This is a genomic window from Vibrio campbellii CAIM 519 = NBRC 15631 = ATCC 25920 (assembly GCF_002163755.1).
Taxonomy (GTDB): Bacteria; Pseudomonadota; Gammaproteobacteria; order Enterobacterales; family Vibrionaceae; genus Vibrio; species Vibrio campbellii.
Window position 1 is genome coordinate 126,871 of record NZ_CP015863.1, and the last position, 20,977, is coordinate 147,847.

Sequence of the window (20,977 nt, forward strand, 5' to 3'; positions counted from 1 at the left end):
AGAATTTTCGTCTCTGAAAGTATTTAGAAAATGTACTTCCTTGTGAAGAAACATAGCTCTTTAACAATTTGGAAAGCTGACAAAACAATCTTTAAGATTGTTTGTAAAGTTCTCAAAGTATTCTTAATTGAATACTCCAAACAACACATTCAAGTGTTCTTGGAATTTGAGTCCGGCAAAATCGAGTCTGCATCATGTATAAAAATTGCAGACAACTTTGGTGATTTGACTTCAACTCGAAACTCCTTCGGGTTGTATGGTTAAGTGACTAAGCGTACACGGTGGATGCCTTGGCAGTCAGAGGCGATGAAGGACGTATTAACTTGCGATAAGCCCAGATTAGGTAGTAAAAACCATTTGAGTCTGGGATTTCCGAATGGGGAAACCCACTAGCATAAGCTAGTATCGCTGCGTGAATACATAGCGCAGCGAGGCGAACCGGGGGAACTGAAACATCTAAGTACCCCGAGGAAAAGAAATCAACCGAGATTCCGAAAGTAGCGGCGAGCGAAATTGGACTAGCCCTTAAGCTTTTTATGCGTCAGGTGAAACTTCTGGAAAGTTGTGCGATACAGGGTGATAGCCCCGTAACCGGCAACGCATTTAAAGTGAAATCGAGTAGGGCGGGACACGTGATATCCTGTCTGAATATGGGGGGACCATCCTCCAAGGCTAAATACTACTGACTGACCGATAGTGAACCAGTACCGTGAGGGAAAGGCGAAAAGAACCCCTGTGAGGGGAGTGAAATAGAACCTGAAACCGTGTACGTACAAGCAGTAGGAGCACCTTCGTGGTGTGACTGCGTACCTTTTGTATAATGGGTCAGCGACTTATATTCAGTGGCAAGGTTAACCATCTAGGGGAGCCGTAGGGAAACCGAGTCTTAACTGGGCGTTCAGTCTCTGGATATAGACCCGAAACCAGGTGATCTAGCCATGGGCAGGTTGAAGGTTGAGTAACATCAACTGGAGGACCGAACCGACTAATGTTGAAAAATTAGCGGATGACTTGTGGCTAGGGGTGAAAGGCCAATCAAACCTGGAGATAGCTGGTTCTCCCCGAAAGCTATTTAGGTAGCGCCTCGGACGAATACTACTGGGGGTAGAGCACTGTTAAGGCTAGGGGGTCATCCCGACTTACCAACCCTTTGCAAACTCCGAATACCAGTAAGTACTATCCGGGAGACACACGGCGGGTGCTAACGTCCGTCGTGGAGAGGGAAACAACCCAGACCGCCAGCTAAGGTCCCAAATTACTACTAAGTGGGAAACGATGTGGGAAGGCTCAGACAGCCAGGATGTTGGCTTAGAAGCAGCCATCATTTAAAGAAAGCGTAATAGCTCACTGGTCGAGTCGGCCTGCGCGGAAGATGTAACGGGGCTAAGTAGTAAACCGAAGCTGCGGCAATGCACTTTAGTGCATTGGGTAGGGGAGCGTTCTGTAAGCGGTTGAAGGTGTGTGGTAACGCATGCTGGACGTATCAGAAGTGCGAATGCTGACATGAGTAACGATAAAGGGGGTGAAAAACCCCCTCGCCGGAAGACCAAGGGTTCCTGTCCAACGTTAATCGGGGCAGGGTAAGTCGACCCCTAAGGCGAGGCCGAAAGGCGTAGTCGATGGGAAACGGGTTAATATTCCCGTACTTCTTACAATTGCGATGGGGGGACGGAGAAGGCTAGGTGGGCCTGGCGACGGTTGTCCAGGTTCAAGTGCGTAGGCTGAGAGATTAGGTAAATCCGGTTTCTCTTAAGGCTGAGACACGACGTCGAGCTACTACGGTAGTGAAGTCATTGATGCCATGCTTCCAGGAAAAGCCTCTAAGCTTCAGATTGTAAGGAATCGTACCCCAAACCGACACAGGTGGTCGGGTAGAGAATACCAAGGCGCTTGAGAGAACTCGGGTGAAGGAACTAGGCAAAATGGTACCGTAACTTCGGGAGAAGGTACGCTCTCGACGGTGAAGTCCCTTGCGGATGGAGCTATTGAGAGTCGCAGATACCAGGTGGCTGCAACTGTTTATTAAAAACACAGCACTGTGCAAAATCGTAAGATGACGTATACGGTGTGACGCCTGCCCGGTGCCGGAAGGTTAATTGATGGGGTTAGACTTCGGTCGAAGCTCTTGATCGAAGCCCCGGTAAACGGCGGCCGTAACTATAACGGTCCTAAGGTAGCGAAATTCCTTGTCGGGTAAGTTCCGACCTGCACGAATGGCGTAATGATGGCCACGCTGTCTCCACCCGAGACTCAGTGAAATTGAAATCGCTGTGAAGATGCAGTGTACCCGCGGCTAGACGGAAAGACCCCGTGAACCTTTACTACAGCTTGGCACTGAACATTGACCCTACATGTGTAGGATAGGTGGGAGGCTTTGAAACTAGTACGCCAGTATTAGTGGAGCCGTCCTTGAAATACCACCCTTGTAGTGTTGATGTTCTAACGTCGACCCCTTATCGGGGTTGCGGACAGTGCCTGGTGGGTAGTTTGACTGGGGCGGTCTCCTCCCAAAGCGTAACGGAGGAGCACGAAGGTGGGCTAATCACGGTTGGACATCGTGAGGTTAGTGCAATGGCATAAGCCCGCTTGACTGCGAGAATGACAATTCGAGCAGGTGCGAAAGCAGGTCATAGTGATCCGGTGGTTCTGAATGGAAGGGCCATCGCTCAACGGATAAAAGGTACTCCGGGGATAACAGGCTGATACCGCCCAAGAGTTCATATCGACGGCGGTGTTTGGCACCTCGATGTCGGCTCATCACATCCTGGGGCTGAAGTCGGTCCCAAGGGTATGGCTGTTCGCCATTTAAAGTGGTACGCGAGCTGGGTTTAGAACGTCGTGAGACAGTTCGGTCCCTATCTGCCGTGGGCGTTGGAAGATTGAAGGGGGCTGCTCCTAGTACGAGAGGACCGGAGTGGACGAACCTCTGGTGTTCGGGTTGTGTCGCCAGACGCATTGCCCGGTAGCTAAGTTCGGAATCGATAACCGCTGAAAGCATCTAAGCGGGAAGCGAGCCCTGAGATGAGTCTTCCCTGATACTTTAAGTATCCTAAAGGGTTGTTCGAGACTAGAACGTTGATAGGCAGGGTGTGTAAGCGTTGTGAGGCGTTGAGCTAACCTGTACTAATTGCCCGTGAGGCTTAACCATACAACACCCAAGGGGTTTTGATGGACTCAAAGCAAGAACGAATTGAATGTGTAAGAACTGAAACAGCTTTCCGAATTAAAGAATTTGCTTGGCGACCATAGCGATTTGGACCCACCTGATTTCCATTCCGAACTCAGAAGTGAAACGAATTAGCGCCGATGGTAGTGTGGGGCTTCCCCATGTGAGAGTAGGACATCGCCAGGCTTTAAATTTAGACTTAAGGTCTAACCAGTGCGGAGCGGTAGTTCAGTTGGTTAGAATACCGGCCTGTCACGCCGGGGGTCGCGGGTTCGAGTCCCGTCCGCTCCGCCACTTATTTAGAAACCCAGTCTTCGGACTGGGTTTTGTCGTTTTAGAGCATAATAATTTCCCTTTCAGGGAACGAGTCCCGGTTGCCCGCAACCCCGACCGTCCGCCACTTATTTAGACAAAGCCTTGAACTGCGCGTCCCGGCAGAAATGCTAGGGCTTTTTCGTATCTGATATTCTCAAATCTTTGTACTGTGCTGAAGAGCTCATTCAGTCAGGTAAAGATCATATTTCTCTTCGATAGAGCTTATTTTCTAAATCTTAAAAGTAGCTAAATGTAAGTGCTTACTTGTTCTAAACACATTTCTAATACTGCCTTTCTTATATGAGTACTGGTGTTGCGCTCTATATTTTGCATTCGACGTTTACTGTAACTAAAAAGCCCGTTACTTGTGTAACGGGCTTCGAATACTTATTTGAATGATGTATGCCTACAGTGAGATATATTTACTTTCTGCTACTTCCCATAATGCTTTAACCAAAGGGTTTTCCAGCTGGCTTCTAATGCAGCAAACACCGAGCTCGAATGGTTTGATAGGTAAAACTTTAAGCCTATTTATCTTCTCTCTGACAGGGCTGTTGTTGATTACCACATCTGGTGCAATACCGACTCCGCAGCCCAAGGCCACCATACTGACAATGGCTTCATGTCCTGCCACCTGTGCGTAGATATTTGGTTTAATCTTCATTTGCTTGAACCAAACATTCGCTCTTTCTCTTGCTGTGCCTGCTTCTGGGACAATGAAAGGGATCGTTGACCAATCCGGACTTTCTTTCTGCAGTTCTTCTGCAAAGCTGCTGACTCCAACTGGCGCTATCACCGACAGGGGAATCTCACTGATTGGTTCAAAGGAGACCTTAGCGGGCAGTTGGTCTGGCTTAGCAGAGATCGCGATATCAGCCTCATCTGCCAATATTTTATCGATGGCTTGCGCTGGATCGCCAGTAGAGAGTTTGAATTCGATAAATGGATGCTGAATGCGGAATTCAGAAATTAGCTCTGGGAGGTGGCTGTAACTTGCGGTTACCGAGCAAAATAAACGTATCTCACCCTTTAACTCGTCTTCTGTCCCTTTGACATAACTTTGGTACTGCTGCCACTCACCTAAGATCTTCAGTGCTACGGGTAATAGCTTCTTACCTTGAACCGTTAATTCGACACTTCGGTTATCACGCAAGAACAGCTGTTGATGTGTTTCTTCTTCCAATTTCTGGATCTGCCGACTCAGTGCGGAAGGGCTGATGTGCATTGCTGCTGCTGTCTTAGCAAAGCTCTTGCTATCACATAGATGAATGAATAATTGCAGGCTTTTGATGTTCATTAAATCTTCACGTCCATGTTGCATTAATTGCAATAAGTAATTGTGAATATATCACTTTCAGCAACAGAATGTCTGTTTTAGTATGAACTCATTCGGTAACATAAATACCTACCTCTATGGAAGAATGTTAAGGAGCACCCAGATGGCTAACTATTTCAATACCCTAAACTTGCGTGAGCAATTGGACCAACTTGGTCGTTGTCGCTTTATGGACCGCGAAGAATTCGCATCAGAAGCAGATTACCTAAAAGGTAAGAAAGTGGTCATCGTAGGTTGTGGTGCTCAAGGCCTTAACCAAGGTCTGAACATGCGTGACTCTGGTCTAGACGTTGCTTATGCACTTCGCCAGGCAGCTATCGATGAGCAGCGCCAGTCATTCAAAAACGCAAAAGACAACGGTTTTGAAGTAGGTAGCTACGAAACGCTAATTCCACAAGCTGACCTAGTTGTAAACCTTACTCCAGATAAGCAGCACACAAACGTTGTTGAGACAGTAATGCCGCTAATGAAAGAAGGCGCAGCACTAGGTTACTCACACGGTTTCAATGTTGTTGAAGAAGGTATGCAAATCCGTAAAGACCTAACGGTAGTAATGGTTGCACCTAAGTGTCCGGGTACGGAAGTTCGTGAAGAATACAAGCGTGGTTTTGGTGTACCGACTCTTATCGCTGTTCACCCAGAGAACGACCCTAAAGGCGAAGGTTGGGATATCGCGAAAGCCTGGGCTGCAGCAACAGGTGGTCACCGTGCTGGCTGTCTAGAGTCTTCTTTTGTTGCTGAGGTGAAATCTGACCTAATGGGTGAGCAAACAATCCTTTGTGGCATGCTACAGGCTGGTTCTATCGTATGTTACGAGAAGATGATTGCTGACGGTATCGATCCAGGCTATGCAGGTAAGCTTCTTCAATATGGTTGGGAAACCATCACTGAAGCACTGAAGTTTGGTGGTATCACTCACATGATGGATCGTCTATCAAACCCAGCAAAAGTAAAAGCATTTGAGCTTTCTGAAGAGCTAAAACAGCTGATGCGTCCGCTATACAACAAGCACATGGATGACATCATCACAGGTCACTTCTCTAGCACTATGATGGCTGACTGGGCGAACGACGATGTTAACCTACTAGGCTGGCGTGCAGAAACGGGTGAAACTGCTTTCGAAAACTACCCAGAAACTGACGTAGAAATCTCTGAGCAAGAGTACTTCGACAACGGTATCCTGATGGTTGCTATGGTTCGTGCGGGTGTTGAGCTAGCGTTTGAAGCAATGACGGCATCTGGCATCATCGATGAGTCTGCTTACTACGAGTCTCTGCACGAGCTACCACTGATTGCGAACACTATCGCACGTAAGCGCCTATACGAGATGAACGTGGTTATCTCAGACACTGCGGAATATGGTAACTACCTGTTCGCTAACGTAGCAACACCGCTTCTACGTGAGAAGTTTATGCCAGCAGTAAATACTGACGTAATTGGTAAAGGGCTAGGTGAAACTTCTAACCAAGTAGATAACGCGACTCTTATCGCTGTAAATGATGCTATCCGTAACCACCCAGTGGAGTACATTGGTGAAGAGCTACGTGGTTACATGACTGATATGAAGAACATTGCAGTAGGCGGCTAACTCCTATCCAAGTTAGTAAAGAACTCTAGATAGACTGGGGTCAATAAATACAAAATAAAACACAACATCTAATCAAAAGGCTTGGTCGCCGTTGACCAAGCCTTTTTGTTTTTATGGAAACGATTTTTTCTTCGAACTGTGGGACACCTTCGCTGTTGGAGTCGAGATATGTTCGTTGGGATAGAATTGATAGAAGTAAAGGTATCGTAAGTGTTGACTGAATTTGTCCTTAAGAAGACAAAATAGATGTGAATCCCGAATCCCGAATCCCGAATCCCGAATCCCGAATCCCGAATCCCGAATCCCGAATCCCGAATCCCGAATCCCGAATCCCGAATCCCGAATCCCGAATCCCGAATCCCGAATCCCGAATCCCGAAAAACAAAAAGGGTTGACGTGCACACGCCAACCCTTAAGAATTTTCTCGCTTCTCGCTTCTCGCTTCTCGCTTCTCGCTTCTCGCTTATTTATCAGCTAGCTTTTCTTCAAGCTCTGCCAATTTCTTTTCCATTTCTGTCAGCTTTTGACGAGTACGCAGCAGAACTTGAGTTTGTACGTCGAATTCTTCGCGGCTAACTACGTCTAGCTTGTTTAGCTGACCTTGGATTACTTGGCGAACTTTTTGATCAACATCCGCGCCTAGCTCTTTTACTGGCTGTGGCATTGATTCGTGAATTTGTTTAGCGATTTGCTCTAATTTCTTTGGGTCAAACATAGTGGCTAAAACTCCTTTTGATTTGCCCACATTCTATGTAAATGATACGGGAAAGTCGCCATTTAGATGGCAAAAAAGAGAGCAGCAATAAAAAAGGTCACCGAGGTGACCTTTTTCTTAGTGCTTTATGCTTACTTGTTATCAGCTAATTCGCGATGAGCAGCTTTTGCTTCATCGACTCGAGCGAGCTTTTCCAAGTCTTTGTCTTCAACAAACACTGGTAGTGGCTTGTGTTTCTCAGCTAGGTAGCTGTAAATCACAGGCAATACGAATAGCGTAAACAGTGTACCGATCGCTAGACCAGCAACGATTACGATACCGATACTGAAGCGCTGAGCCGCACCTGCGCCTGTTGCGTACATCAGTGGGATCAGACCTGCAATCATCGCCGCTGTTGTCATCAGGATTGGACGTAGACGAACTTTCGCCGCTTCCATTACTGCATCGATACGAGACAGTTTGTTGTGTAACTGCTCTTCTTTCGCTACTTCACAGATCAGGATACCGTGCTTGGTGATCAGACCAACCAGAGTAATTAAACCAACCTGCGAGTAGATGTTCATCGATGCCGTACCCCACGCCAGAGCAATCAATGCACCACATACCGCTAGCGGCACAGATACCATGATTACGATTGGATCGCGGATAGATTCAAACTGAATCGCCAGTACTAGGAAGATGATCGCCAAAGCCAAGCCGAATGTGGCGTATAGTGCGCTACCTTCCGTTACAAACTGACGAGCTTCACCCATGTAGTCATGGTTGTAGCCCGATGGCAGTTTGTTTTGTGCCACGTCTTCGAACCAGTTGATCGCATCACCCATTGCAACACCTGGTGAAGGTACTGCACCAACGGTTGCTGAGTTTAGCTGGTTGAAGTGAGGCAGTGAGCGAGGCTCTGCTACAACATCAATCGTGATCAAGCTACCCAGTGGAACTGCTTTACCGTCAACTGAGCGAACGTAGTAGTTCTTCATCGACTCTGGGTTAAGGCGCCATTTACGTTCAACTTGAGGGATAACCTCGTATGAACGACCGTTTAGGTCGATACGGTTCACGTAACCGTCCGCCATCATGGTACTTAGTGTTACACCAATGTCTTGCATGGTCACGCCGTACGCACCAGCCTTGTCTTTGTCGATGCTGATCTTCATCGTTGCTGAATCGTAGTTTAGATCCAGATCTGAGTAGACAAATAGTGGGCTAGTAGATACATCAGCTAGGATGTCACTTGCGATAGTAAACAAGCTCTCGAAGCTGTTTGGCGTAGTGATAACGAACTGAATCGGTAGACCTGAACCGGCACCAGGAAGCTCTGGCATCTGGAATGCGGTTACAGACATGCCCGGTACGTGAGAAACCAACTCACCTACACGCTTGGTAATATCTGCCTGGCTTGCCTCACGCTCACTCCAAGGTTTTAGAGTCGCTAGACCGAACGCTTGGTTTGAGTTTGGTACACCATTAAACACTTGAGCATATTCCACTTCCGGCTGATTAGACAGAATCTTATTCACGTCTCTCATGGTATGTTCAATGTAGTCCAAGTTTGCATTCGATGGTGCTGTTCCCATCAGTACCACTACGCCTTTGTCCTCTGAAGGAGCCAATTCACTTGGAATAAACTTAAACAGGATTGGTAGCGTTGCGAACACGATGATAGCGAAAGCAATGATCACTGGGCGGTGTGCCATAACAGCGGTCAGCATTTTTGCGTAGCGGTTGGTCATGCCATCCAATACGTGGTGTACTTTTTGTTCAAACTTGCTTGGCTCTTCGTTTGCCCTAAGCATTTTTGAACACATCATCGGTGACAGAGTTAGCGCGATGATACCGGACACAAATACTGCACCAGCTAGGGTTAATGCGAACTCTTTAAATAGAGAGCCCGTGATACCGCCCATCAGCGCGATCGGCGCGTACACTGCACCTAGGGTTAGCGTCATTGCGATTACTGGTACGGCGATTTCACGAGTACCTATGATGGCTGCACGGAACGGCGATTCCCCTTCTTTGATGTGGCGGTCGACGTTCTCAAGAACCACGATCGCATCATCCACTACCAGACCGATGGCGAGTACCATTGCCAGAAGTGTCATCAAGTTCCATGAGAAGCCCATTGCCTGCATCACCATCGCAACACCAATCAATGAAAGCGGGATAGTAACGATAGGGATAATTACCGCACGGAATGAACCAAGGAACAAAGTGATCACAACAAGTACGATCACTGCCGCCTCAAGAATGGTTTTCACAACTTCGTGAATAGATTCATTGATGGCGATCGTTGAGTCGTACATCACGTTCATTTTGATGTTACTTGGCAAGTTACGCTCTAATTGAGGCAAAAGCTTCAGTACATCTGCCGAAATGTTGATTGGGTTAGCGCTTGGTGCCGCGTTGATTGCAGCAACTACTGCCTCCTGACCGTTCGCATTCGCACGGTAAATGTCGTGGCTCTTTTCTAATGTGACCTTTGCAATGTCGCCAAGACGAATTACGTCACCTTCACCTGTTTTAACAACTAGTGCCTCGAGTTCAGCAACGTTGGATACCTGAGTATCTGCGCTACCGTTGTAAAGTACGAATTCACCTGTCGCCTGGCCAGTTGCCGACTGATAGTTGTTGGCGTTTAGTACCGTCATCACGTCGGTTGCTGTCAGCTTAAGTGCGCCCATTTTCGCTGGATCTAGCCATACGCGGAGCGCGTATTTCATACCACCGTATAAGTCCACCTTCGACACACCGTTTACCGTAAATAGCTGAGGGTTAATTACACGCTCAAGGTAGTCAGTGATCTGGCTAGAAGACAACTCGTCACTGGTGAAACCGATGTACAGTACCGCGGTAGTCGAGCCAGTCGACATGGTTACTGTTGGGTCTTCCGCTTCTTTTGGAAGCTGTGAACGAACCGAGTTGGTTTTCGCCAAGATATCAGACAGCGCTGCATTTGGGTCAGTGTTCAGCTTCATGTTTACAGTGATGGTAGATGTACCAAGCACCGAGGATGAAGTCATATAGTCGATGTTATCGGCCTGAGCGACGGCTTGCTCCAAAGGCTGGGTAATAAAGCCTTGGATAAGGTCGGCACTCGCACCGTAATAACTGGTGGTTACGGTAACCACCGTGTTTGTCATTTCAGGGTATTCACGAACTTGCATCTTGAATACGGCTTGCAAACCAAGCAACGCAATCAAAAAGCTGATCGATACCGCTAAAACTGGACGTTTAATAAAAACATCAGTAAAGCGCATTATGCCTCCAATTAAAGCATTGGTGTTTCAGCAGGTGGTGTAAGTGCGGCATCTTCAACGATGGTCACTTTTGCATGGTTACTAAGGCGAACTTGCCCAGAGGTTACTACGAGGTCACCCGGTTTCACGCCATTTAGGATATGCGCGATGTCTTTTGTTCGTTCACCCACTTTCACAACGTGCTGTTTTACCCGTTTTTCACCGTCTTCTTCAGTAACAATGTAGACGTTATCGCCGTACAGCGTAAACGTGATAGCCGTTTGCGGCAGCGTTACTTGGTTCTCTAGCTTTGGTAGAATGATATTGGCACGAGCGAACATACCACTGCGAAGTTTGCCATCGCTGTTTGGAATGTCTGCCTGCACTTGGATCAGACCGCTTTGAACGTTAACTGCTGGTTCAATCGCCGAGATAGAGCCTTTGAATGGCTTGTCAGGGTAAGCATCAACAAAGATGTCTACCTCTTGGTCTAGCTTGATGCGAGAGATATCTGTTTGGGAAACAGTGAAACGTAGACGCATCACGCTGGTGTCTTCAAGGCGCACGATATCGGTACCAGCTTGTAGGTACTGTCCAAGATAAACATTACGAATACCAACTACACCAGTAAATGGTGCTTTTATTTCACGGCGGTCTATGGTTGCTTTAAGGCTTTCAATATCCGCTTTCAGCGAGAAGTAGTTTGCTTCAGCCTCGTCGTACGCTTCCTTGGATACAGAGCCTTTTTTGAAGAGACCCTGGTAGCGTTTATATTTGGCTTTTGCGGCAGGCAGTCTGGCTTGTGAGCTCTGAAGGTTTGCCTTTTCAACATCGGAGTCTAGGTGTATTAAAGACTGACCAGTATCCACTTGAGTTCCTGACTCAAACGAAATCTTATCGATTACTCCACTAGTTTCGTTGGCGACAGTCACACCTTGATTAGGTTCAATAAAGCCGATCGCTTCAATAACGGGAACCCAATCTACCGCTTGTACTTCGGTCACGGTTACAGGGAATTCAGGCTCTGGACGGTTTGCCATGTATTCGGCAATTTTTTGCTGTTTGAATAAGTTGAAGCCTATCACACTCCCAAATAGGAGAATTGCGATTAGCACCATAAAGAAAGTCCACTTTTTCATTCTATTTAGAACTCCAAATTAGTGTTTAATAATTGCGTCCCAACTGGCTTCAATTGCCGCGTCTACTGCATGCTTATCCAGTTGATAGATCCCCAAGGCATGTTTCCTTGCAAGTGCCACGCTTGCTTCGAAACTAAGCCCAGATAGCACCTCATTTGCGAGAGGTTTAAAAAGCCCTTCTGCTTTTCCTTGATCAAAGAGACGATCTACGTGAATGAATAGTTTCCTCTCATGTTCTCTCGTACAAGCTTGTGTTGGGCAGGGTAATGCGTCGTATTGAAGACGGTTGCTCAAGGTATTTACATTAGCTCCGGCAAAGTGCCAGATATTCATCCACATTGTTCTAAAGCGTTGTTTCAAAGGCATACTATCATCCACATTGCACTGTACTGCCTCTGCTATTCGTGTCGTGACTATAAGACGCACTTCTTTGAGTAAGTGTTCTTTGTCTGAGAAATAACGATATATCGTACCAGCAGCGACACCTGCTTCATCGGCAAGCTTTTGCATTGAGAGTCCCTGAAACCCTGATTCTGCAATTAGACGTTCAGCAGCGATAACGATTTGCTCTCGTTTATCTTTGCGAATTTGATTGGTAGCCATAGTCTTATCAGTGGAATGAATGAACGTTCATTCATTATAGCGTAGATTTTGGGCATTTACGCTATGTAATATTAAACTCTTTGTGTAAAAGTTAGGTGAAAATCAGCGTAGCTTTCCCACGGTCACCCCTTTATCATAGGCGCCACTATTTCCACCCGCAGAGAATTTTTATGAAGCTGAACCCTAGACAAGACGAAGCCGTTAAGTACGTATCAGGCCCATGCTTGGTACTTGCTGGGGCGGGCTCGGGTAAAACTCGTGTAATTACCAATAAAATCGCTTATTTGGTTCAGCAGTGTGGCTACAAGGCACGTAATATTGCTGCGGTAACCTTTACCAATAAAGCTGCGCGTGAGATGAAAGAGCGTGTTGGTCAGACACTAGGTAAAGCTGAATCGAAAGGTCTGATGGTCTCGACCTTCCATACCTTAGGGCTCAACATCATCAAGCGTGAGTACAAATATCTTGGCTTGAAAGCGGGCTTCTCACTGTTTGATGATCAAGACCAGCTTGCGCTTCTTAAAGAGCTGACAGAAAAGCAGCTAGACGGCGATAAAGATTTGTTGCGTCAGTTGTTAAGTTGTATTTCCAACTGGAAGAACGACATGCTGACACCAGAGCAAGCCAAAGCGTTGGCTCAAGGTGAGCAACAACAACTGTTTGCTTTCTGTTTTGAGATGTATCAGAAGCAGATGAAGGCATACAACGCGCTCGACTTTGATGACCTGATTTCTCTGCCAGTGCAATTGCTACGTAACAATGAAGAAGTGCGTCAACGTTGGCAGAACCGCATTCGTTACCTATTGGTGGACGAATATCAAGATACCAACACTAGCCAATATGACTTGGTGAAGCTCATCGTTGGCGAGCGTGGTCGTTTGACCGTCGTAGGTGACGATGACCAATCTATCTATTCATGGCGTGGTGCTAAACCGCAAAACTTAGTTTTGCTTGGTGAAGATTACCCAAATTTGCGCTTGATTAAGTTGGAGCAGAATTACCGCTCGACCAGTCGTATTCTTCGTGCGGCAAACATCTTGATTGCGAACAACCCACACGTATATGAGAAATCGCTTTTTTCGGAAATTCCTGATGGCGAAAAACTCAAAGTGTTGTTGGCGAAGAATGAGGAACACGAAGCAGAACGCGTAACGGGAGAATTGATTGCGCATAAGTTCCTAAACCGCACCGAATATAAAGATTATGCGATTTTGTATCGTGGTAACCACCAATCTCGTTTGATTGAAAAGTCACTGATGCAAAACCGTGTGCCATACAAACTGTCTGGCGGCACGTCTTTCTTCGCTCGAGCAGAGATCAAAGACATCATGGCTTACCTGCGCGTATTGGTGAATCCAGACGATGACAACGCGTTCCTACGCATTGTGAATACGCCGCGTCGTGAAATTGGTCCCGTGACTCTAGAGAAGCTAGGTAGCTACGCCAACATGCGTGGTAAGAGCTTGTTTGAAGTCAGCTTTGAAATGGGATTGGAGCAGCACCTAACCGGCCGTGGCTTAGAGAACCTACGCCGTTTTACTCAATGGTTGGTGGCGATTGCCGATCAAGCCGAGCGTGGTGATACGGTTGAAGCGGTACGCTCACTTGTACGTGATATTCATTATGAGGACTGGCTATACGAAACGTCAGCAAGCCCGAAAGCGGCTGAAATGCGCATGAAGAACGTTTCTGACCTTTACTCTTGGATTGTGGCCGACCTAGAAGGTGATAACTACGACCAAGAAGAGAAGACGTTAAAAGAGGTAGTTCAACGTCTTACTCTACGTGACATGATGGAGCGCGGTGAAGAAGATGAGGACAGTGATGCGGTTCAATTGATGACCCTGCATGCTTCAAAAGGTCTTGAGTTCCCGTTCGTGTACTTGATCGGTTCGGAAGAGGGCATTCTGCCGCACCAGACCAGTATTGATGAAGATAACGTTGAAGAAGAACGTCGCCTAATGTACGTGGGTATTACTCGTGCGCAGCGTGAGCTGACGTTTACCATGTGTAAGGAGCGCCGACAGTTTGGTGAATTGATCAAGCCGACGCAAAGCCGCTTCTTGGATGAACTACCATTTGATGACGTTGAATGGGAAGCAAACAAAAAGCCAGTATCGGCAGAAGAGCGTATGGCAAAAGGACAAGCACATATCGCCAATATTCGAGCAATGTTTAAGAAATAGAACAACGTGGTTCTAACTTGCTAAAAACAAAAAGGCTTGCCAAGTGGTAAGCCTTTTTCGTTGATATCTTTATTATAGACCTTTAATCATGTGGTCGATGGCTGCGATGATTTCGTCATCAGAACAGTCCATACACGTGCCTTTTGCTGGCATCGCGTTGAAGCCTTGGATTGCGTGGTTAGTCAGCACGTCTTTGCCTTGTGCAATACGTGGTGCCCAATCGCCCGCATCACCAGTTTTTGGTGCGCCGTTTACGCCTGATGCGTGACAAGCAATACAGAAAGTACCATAAACTGCCGCACCATCACGCGGACCAGTTGGCTCTGCTTTTACCGGTTCTGCACCTGCAAGATAAACATCACCGACAGGTTTGATGCGTTCTGCGATCGCATCGTATTCAGTTTGGCTGATGTCAGAAGCTAAAGCTGCCGTAGAAAAAGTTAAGGCAGCGAACAAAACGCTAATCATTCGTCGAGACATATCCATTAAACCCACTTCACATTCCCGAGGTAAGTGACTTACCTATTTATATAGTTAGAGTATTTAGAGCCGTTGGAGAAAGTTGTGCGCGATTGCTTCTATAGTGAGCAGAAAACCTTATCTAACAGTCTAGAGTGATCGAACAACCAGGTTGCAGCTGTTAAATCAATGTAAATAATGGGTAATTATATCCCGATAACTTGTTGCAATAAACAACAAGTTATCCATGACAGGGCGTGAATCACATCAAAAATGCACTTTAAAGGCAGATAACTGTCGAAAAAGAGACCAAACGAGAAAAAAAGTAAAAAAAGTACTAGACGGCATAGTGTGATATCCGTATTATTCCTCTCCGCCGATGGGGCATGCGCCCGTAGCTCAGTTGGATAGAGCGTTGGCCTCCGGAGCCAAAGGTCGAAGGTTCGAATCCTTTCGGGCGTGCCATTCCGGAATACAAATTAACGGCACAAACAATAGTGGTGGCTATAGCTCAGTTGGTAGAGCCCTGGATTGTGATTCCGGTGGTCGCGAGTTCGAATCTCGTTAGCCACCCCATTATTTTGGTAACCCATTAAATTAATGAAGTTTCCAGTTTTGATTCAAATATCCCAAGAATCGAAACAAAATTCGTCGGTGAATAGCGCAGCTTGGTAGCGCATCTGGTTTGGGACCAGAGGGTCGGGGGTTCGAATCCCTCTTCACCGACCACTATTTAGTTTATGGCTATAATAAGCGGTAAACATAAAAATTGATGGTGGCTATAGCTCAGTTGGTAGAGCCCTGGATTGTGATTCCGGTGGTCGCGAGTTCGAATCTCGTTAGCCACCCCATTAATTTGGGTGACTTCTTAGTTGAAGTATCCAGTCTGATTTGAGAGAATCAGAAAATACAGTTCGGTGAATAGCGCAGCTTGGTAGCGCATCTGGTTTGGGACCAGAGGGTCGGGGGTTCGAATCCCTCTTCACCGACCACTATTTAAAGCCTCAGTCGAAAGACTGGGGCTTTTTTACGTTTGAAATTTAGAATGTTGGGACCAGAGGGTCGTGGGCTGGAGCGCCAGTCCGATCGAATCTCTCTTCACCGACCACTATTAGAAAGCCTGCTTCTTAGCAGGCTTTCGTCGTTTTAGAGCTAGTGATATCGCTTGGACTAGATGAGTCGGCAGTATTTCAATGGGTTTGAACCCAAGTGGGTTCGCCTGAAGTTAGAATATGGCTCTTCATCGACCGCTATTTAAAGCCTCAGTCGAAAGACTGGGGCTTTTTCCATTTTTTCTTCTCAAAAATCTTCACTCTATTTTCAATTCTGCCAACAATGTACAGTTCTGGGAGCTTTTGACCACCCATGATCCAAATGCTTTTCGAGCTGATAAAAGAAACCCCAGCACGATGGCTGGGGCTTTGTATTTCTTGAGTTGAGCGCTTTATTGAGCGAGCGTTTTTAGAATTTCTTTGAGCTCAACCGTCTCTTTCACTTCATAGCTTGGTTTGATATCGGTTGGATTCGCTGCGCCTGCCTCGTTAACCCATACACTCAGAATGCCCATATTGTTGGCACCCGCGATATCTGCTGGTAGAGAGTCGCCAATATGAATCGCCTCTTCTGGTTTTACATCTGCAAGGTTGAGTGCTTTGTGGAAGATGCTTGCCGCAGGCTTCTCTTCTGGCTCTTCGCCACCCACGATGATGTGATCCACCCATTCACTCATTTGTGTCGCTTTGAGCTTTGGATGCTGCGAGAAGATAGGGCCGTTAGTGATTACCACCAATTTGTAGTGTTGGCGTAGCTTAGTCAGCATTTCCTTCACGCCTGGGAAGAAGGTAAAAGCCCCCATTCGAGCTGAATCGAAGAAGCTTTGTGCCTGCTGCGCTTGTTCTGCATCGATCTCGATACCTTGTTCTGCCAAGATGCTTTGGATTAAACCGCAGCGGAACGCATTTTCGTCTGGCAATAGAGCAATAAGCTGAGGGAATTCGTCGTTTAGCTTCTTATACACACCTTGTAAGTAGCGTTGCACAAAGGCTGTGGAGTCAGTGATCTGAGGGTAAGTTTGAGCAATCCAGTCCGCAAACTCTTGTCCTGCTATTTTATCGGCTTGAGATGTGCCACATAAAGTCTCGTCCATATCAAAAAATATCGCTTTAAGCATAGGGGCTCCTTTATTCACTGCTCAACGTTAGAGTTTGATTATCTCTTATCTCACTCAAAATGACAGTGGAAAGCGCAAAATCAATGCTTCCACATCGTTTTTAATGCCTAAAAGAAGATGAACAGCCATGTATTTTTTCTCCTGCCCGAAGTGACTTAATCATGAAATCGCATAACTGACGCATAACCAAGATTAAGTGACGGATTCCATTTTTTTGCTGAGCTGCTCACGTTTTCATCGCTTTAGTTGTGTGGAGATTTTGGCTTTTTATGTATGCAGACTATTTTGTTAGTAGCATTTTATGTCGAACATTACCAATTGGAACGGAGTATTGTTTGGTAAATGTTAATGGTATTACGTGAATAATAGGGATACTGTCAATAGTGGCTTTATGCATTAACTTAGAGCATTTTTCTGTTTTTATTGGTGCATAGCGCACAAAAGTGGTGTGTTATGAAAATGGTTAAATACTTGTTAATGCATTTTTATTCGCTAATAGTGCGTGTAAATAATGTTTTTCCGGCGAAATATACTTTAATTGTTGCTTTTTTGTGTAATTTTTGCCAAATTGTCTCCGCATTAAGATTTCAGAGTATTATTCTGAATTTGAACGGATTCATTCAGGTGATGAATGGCGCTTTTTTTGCGCGATTCGATACCACAGACAAGGCAGTAGAGGTCTGAAATGTCACTATTAGAGGTGAAAAACCTTCGTATTGAATATCCATCCCGTCACGGTGTCCATGCGGCCGTGAAATCGCTTTCTTTTCATATTGATCGTGGCGAAATTGTGGGTGTTGTTGGCGAATCAGGTGCGGGTAAATCCACCGTTGGTAACGCCGTTATTGATTTGCTTAGCCCTCCGGGTCGTGTTGCCAGTGGCGATGTGTACCTTGATGGCGAAAAAATATCTGGTTTAACACCAGAAGCGATGCGTAAGGTTCGCGGCTCTAAGATTGGCTTTATCTTCCAAGACCCAATGACCTCGCTTAACCCTCTGTTTACGGTTGAGCAGCAACTAAAAGAGACCATCCACGCCAATATGAAGGTGTCGGATGAAGAGGCGTATCAACGCGCGCTTTCTCTTATGCAGCAGGTTGGTATTCCTCAACCTGAAAACCGTCTTAAACAGTACCCGCACCAATTCTCTGGCGGTATGCGTCAGCGCGTGGTTATTGCTATCGCACTGGCTGGGGAGCCAGACCTGATCATTGCCGATGAGCCAACTACGGCACTCGACGTATCAATCCAAGACCAAATCCTAAACCTTATCCGTGAACTGTGTATCAAGAACAACGTAGGTTGTATGTTGGTGACGCACGACATGGGTGTGGTTTCAAACGTGACTGACCGTGTGGCAGTTATGTACCGCGGTGATTTAGTGGAGTTTGGTCCAACCGCTAAGGTGTTGGGCGATCCTGATCACCCATACACACGCAGCCTAATTTCAGCCGTTCCGCGCTCTGATGTAAAACTCGATCGCTTCCCGTTGGTCAGCTATATCGAAGAAGCGACAGAGCTACAAGAACTGGACATTAAGAACCACTGGCTAGGTCAAAGCCAAGATCAGCGTGAGTACACGGGCCCACTTTTGGACGTGAAGAACGTGAATCTGCGCTTTGTGACCAAAGATTCACTGTTTGAAAGCCGCCGTGAATACGTGCAGGCCTCGAACAATGTCAGCTTTGAAGTGCACGAAGGCGAGACGTTTGGCTTGGTGGGTGAATCTGGCTCAGGTAAATCGACCATCGCACGCGTGATTGCTGGCCTGTATGAACCAAACTCAGGGCAAGTCAGCTTTGAAGGCATTGACCTAACAGCGCTGAAATCAGAAAAAGAGCGTCGTCCACTGCGTCGTCAAATGCAGATGGTCTTCCAAAACCCGTACACGTCGATGAACCCGCGTATGAAGATTTTCGACATCATCGCGGAGCCAATTCGTTTCCATAAACTGACCAAGAATGAAGCGGAAACGCGTCAGATTGTGAATGACTTACTTGATCACGTCGGTTTGGGCAAAATGGCGGGCGTGAAATACCCTCATGAATTCTCCGGTGGTCAGCGTCAGCGTATTTCTATTGCGCGTGCACTGGCGACTCGTCCTCGACTACTGATTTGTGATGAACCGACATCAGCGTTGGATGTATCGGTACAGGCACAAATTCTGAACTTGCTAAAAGATCTGCAAAGTGAGCTCAACCTCACCATGCTGTTTATCAGCCACGACTTACCGGTTATTCGCCAAATGTGTGATCGAGTGGGTGTTATGCAGATGGGTACGCTACTGGAAGTGGCGCCAACTGAGCAGTTATTTACCGCTCCTCAGCATGAATACAGCAAGAAACTGATTTCTCTGATGCCTGAGTTCACAGGCTTGAGAGAAGAAATCAAAACGGCATAAACCAAGTTTTTCGCTTGGCTGACCATCAAGGTCAACAAACCTTAGTCATAACAAAGACGCAAACACAACAAGGGATTCGAATTCCCGCATGAAGGAGTTATGCAAATGAAAACCATGAAAAGCAAATTAGCAGTGGCGCTAATGGCAGCGGGCCTAAGCTTTAACGCATTGGCAGCAGATATCAAAGTTGGCTACGCAGCTGACCCAGTATCGCTAGACCCGCATGAGCAGCTATCAGGCGGTACACTGCAAATGTCACACATGGTATTTGATCCACTAGTTCGTTTCACACAAGACATGGACTTTGAACCTCGTCTAGCTGAAAGCTGGGAACGTGTGAACGATACAACGGTACGTTTCAAGCTACGCCAAGGTGTTAAGTTCCACTCTGGAAATGACATGACGGCGGACGACGTAGTATGGACTTTCGAACGTCTACAAAGCTCTCCAGATTTCAAAGCGATCTTCGACCCGTACGAAAAAATCGTGAAGGTTGACGACTACACAGTGGATCTCGTGACTAAAGGTCCTTACCCACTTGTGCTGCAAACAGCGACTTACATCTTCCCAATGGACAGCAAGTTCTACTCTGGTAAGACAGAAGACGGCAAAGACAAGTCTGAGCTAGTGAAGCACGGTAACTCATTTGCATCGACTAACGTATCTGGCACGGGGCCATTCATTGTGACTTCACGTGAACAGGGCGTAAAAGTGGAATTCGAACGCTTTAAAGATTACTGGGACAAAGAGTCGAAAGGTAACGTTGATAAGCTAACGCTTGTACCAATCAAAGAAGACGCGACTCGTGTAGCTGCACTACTTTCTGGCGGCGTTGACATGATTCACCCTGTTGCGCCAAACGATCACAAACGCGTGAAAGATGCAGACGGCATCGACCTAGTAACGCTACCAGGTACGCGTATCATCACGTTCCAACTAAACCAAAACAGCAACGAAGCACTGAAAGATGTTCGCGTTCGCCAAGCGATTGTTCACGCAATCAATAACGAAGGCATCGTGAAGAAAATCATGAAAGGCTTCGCAACGGCAGCTGGTCAACAAAGCCCTTCAGGTTACGTGGGTCACGATGACAAGTTGGTTCCTCGCTACGATCTGAAGAAAGCGAAAGCGCTGATGAAAGAAGCGGGCTACGAAGATGGCCTAACGCTAACGATGATCGCGCCAAACAACCGTTACGTGAACGATGCGAAAGTCGCGCAAGCGGCGGCGGCAATGCTGTCTAAGATCGGCATCAAGGTTGATCTGAAGACGATGCCAAAAGCGCAATACTGGCCAGAGTTCGACAAGTGTGCGGCAGACATGCTGATGATCGGTTGGCACTCAGATACGGAAGATTCAGCGAACTTCAACGAGTTCCTAACTATGACTCGTAACGAAGAAACGGGCCGTGGTCAGTACAACTGTGGTTACTACTCAAACCCAGAAATGGACAAAGTGGTTGAAGCAGCGAACGTAGAAACGGATCCAGCGAAACGTGCAGCAATGCTGAAAGGTGTAGAAGCAACGCTATACAACGACGCAGCATTCGTACCGCTACACTGGCAAAGTGAAGCGTGGGGCGCGAAGTCTAACGTGAAAGCGGCAGACATCGTTAACCCAATGGTAATGCCTTACTTCGGTGACCTAGTGGTTGAATAATCACGGT

Annotated in this window: 11 protein-coding genes, 6 tRNA genes and 2 rRNA genes; 12 read left to right on the plus strand and 7 right to left on the minus strand. The window is 46.7% G+C overall.

Going from position 1 to position 20,977, the window contains the following annotated elements:
• Positions 1-258: 258 nt before the first annotated feature.
• The 3 genes from A8140_RS00665 (at position 259) to A8140_RS00675 (ending at position 3,460) form a co-directional block, all read left to right on the plus strand.
• Positions 259-3,148 (plus strand): 23S ribosomal RNA (locus A8140_RS00665).
• A gap of 87 nt (positions 3,149-3,235) precedes the next feature.
• Positions 3,236-3,352, plus strand: a 5S ribosomal RNA gene (gene rrf, locus A8140_RS00670).
• A 31-nt stretch (positions 3,353-3,383) separates the two neighbouring features.
• Positions 3,384-3,460 (plus strand) — tRNA-Asp (locus A8140_RS00675).
• A 427-nt stretch (positions 3,461-3,887) separates the two neighbouring features.
• Here A8140_RS00675 and ilvY read toward each other — a convergent pair.
• Positions 3,888-4,778 carry an HTH-type transcriptional activator IlvY gene (gene ilvY, locus A8140_RS00680; RefSeq protein ID WP_005537245.1) on the minus strand — a complete coding sequence of 297 codons (891 nt, stop codon included), beginning with the start codon at positions 4,776-4,778 and terminating at the stop codon, positions 3,888-3,890.
• A 142-nt stretch (positions 4,779-4,920) separates the two neighbouring features.
• On the opposite strand from ilvY, the gene ilvC reads away from it, so the two are divergent.
• Positions 4,921-6,405: a ketol-acid reductoisomerase gene (gene ilvC / locus A8140_RS00685; RefSeq protein WP_038863995.1), complete on the plus strand. Its 1,485-nt coding sequence runs from the start codon at positions 4,921-4,923 to the stop codon at positions 6,403-6,405.
• 463 nt (positions 6,406-6,868) lie between these two features.
• Here the strand turns inward: ilvC and ubiK are convergent, their stop codons facing one another.
• The 4 genes from ubiK to A8140_RS00710 all read right to left on the minus strand — a co-directional run bounded on the left by ubiK (position 6,869) and on the right by A8140_RS00710 (position 12,095).
• A complete protein-coding gene (gene ubiK, locus A8140_RS00690) occupies positions 6,869-7,120 on the minus strand; it encodes a ubiquinone biosynthesis accessory factor UbiK (protein ID WP_005427244.1) in 252 nt (83 codons plus the stop codon).
• A gap of 131 nt (positions 7,121-7,251) precedes the next feature.
• Complete coding sequence (gene vmeD / locus A8140_RS00700; protein WP_005536477.1) at positions 7,252-10,374, minus strand: multidrug efflux RND transporter permease subunit VmeD; 3,123 nt, start codon at positions 10,372-10,374, stop codon at positions 7,252-7,254.
• Between the two features lie 11 nt (positions 10,375-10,385).
• Positions 10,386-11,492 (minus strand): efflux RND transporter periplasmic adaptor subunit, encoded by a 1,107-nt coding sequence (locus A8140_RS00705; RefSeq protein ID WP_010650398.1) that lies wholly within the window; start codon positions 11,490-11,492, stop codon positions 10,386-10,388.
• A gap of 18 nt (positions 11,493-11,510) precedes the next feature.
• Positions 11,511-12,095 (minus strand): TetR/AcrR family transcriptional regulator, encoded by a 585-nt coding sequence (locus A8140_RS00710; RefSeq protein WP_005536479.1) that lies wholly within the window; start codon positions 12,093-12,095, stop codon positions 11,511-11,513.
• 170 nt (positions 12,096-12,265) lie between these two features.
• Here A8140_RS00710 and rep point away from each other — a divergent pair, with 170 nt between their 5' ends.
• The gene (rep, locus tag A8140_RS00715) at positions 12,266-14,281 is read left to right on the plus strand and encodes a DNA helicase Rep (protein WP_005536480.1); all 2,016 of its coding nucleotides are present in this window, start codon (positions 12,266-12,268) and stop codon (positions 14,279-14,281) included.
• 72 nt (positions 14,282-14,353) lie between these two features.
• Here the strand turns inward: rep and A8140_RS00720 are convergent, their stop codons facing one another.
• On the minus strand, positions 14,354-14,767 hold the full coding sequence (locus A8140_RS00720; RefSeq protein WP_005536481.1) for a c-type cytochrome: 414 nt from the start codon (positions 14,765-14,767) through the stop codon (positions 14,354-14,356).
• Between the two features lie 361 nt (positions 14,768-15,128).
• Here A8140_RS00720 and A8140_RS00725 point away from each other — a divergent pair.
• The 5 genes from A8140_RS00725 (at position 15,129) to A8140_RS00745 (ending at position 15,732) form a co-directional block, all read left to right on the plus strand.
• A tRNA-Arg gene (locus tag A8140_RS00725) sits at positions 15,129-15,205 on the plus strand.
• 35 nt (positions 15,206-15,240) lie between these two features.
• Positions 15,241-15,316 (plus strand) — tRNA-His (locus A8140_RS00730).
• A gap of 76 nt (positions 15,317-15,392) precedes the next feature.
• A tRNA-Pro gene (locus tag A8140_RS00735) sits at positions 15,393-15,469 on the plus strand.
• 46 nt (positions 15,470-15,515) lie between these two features.
• A tRNA-His gene (locus tag A8140_RS00740) sits at positions 15,516-15,591 on the plus strand.
• A 64-nt stretch (positions 15,592-15,655) separates the two neighbouring features.
• Positions 15,656-15,732 (plus strand) — tRNA-Pro (locus A8140_RS00745).
• Positions 15,733-16,184: 452 nt separating this feature from the next.
• Here the strand turns inward: A8140_RS00745 and A8140_RS00750 are convergent.
• Positions 16,185-16,910: an HAD family hydrolase gene (locus A8140_RS00750; protein WP_005537301.1), complete on the minus strand. Its 726-nt coding sequence runs from the start codon at positions 16,908-16,910 to the stop codon at positions 16,185-16,187.
• Between the two features lie 685 nt (positions 16,911-17,595).
• Between A8140_RS00750 and A8140_RS00760 the strand changes: the two genes are divergently transcribed.
• Complete coding sequence (locus tag A8140_RS00760) at positions 17,596-19,311, plus strand: ABC transporter ATP-binding protein (RefSeq protein ID WP_005533491.1); 1,716 nt, start codon at positions 17,596-17,598, stop codon at positions 19,309-19,311.
• A 105-nt stretch (positions 19,312-19,416) separates the two neighbouring features.
• Positions 19,417-20,970 carry an ABC transporter substrate-binding protein gene (locus tag A8140_RS00765; protein ID WP_005533493.1) on the plus strand — a complete coding sequence of 518 codons (1,554 nt, stop codon included), beginning with the start codon at positions 19,417-19,419 and terminating at the stop codon, positions 20,968-20,970.
• Positions 20,971-20,977 lie beyond the last annotated feature (7 nt).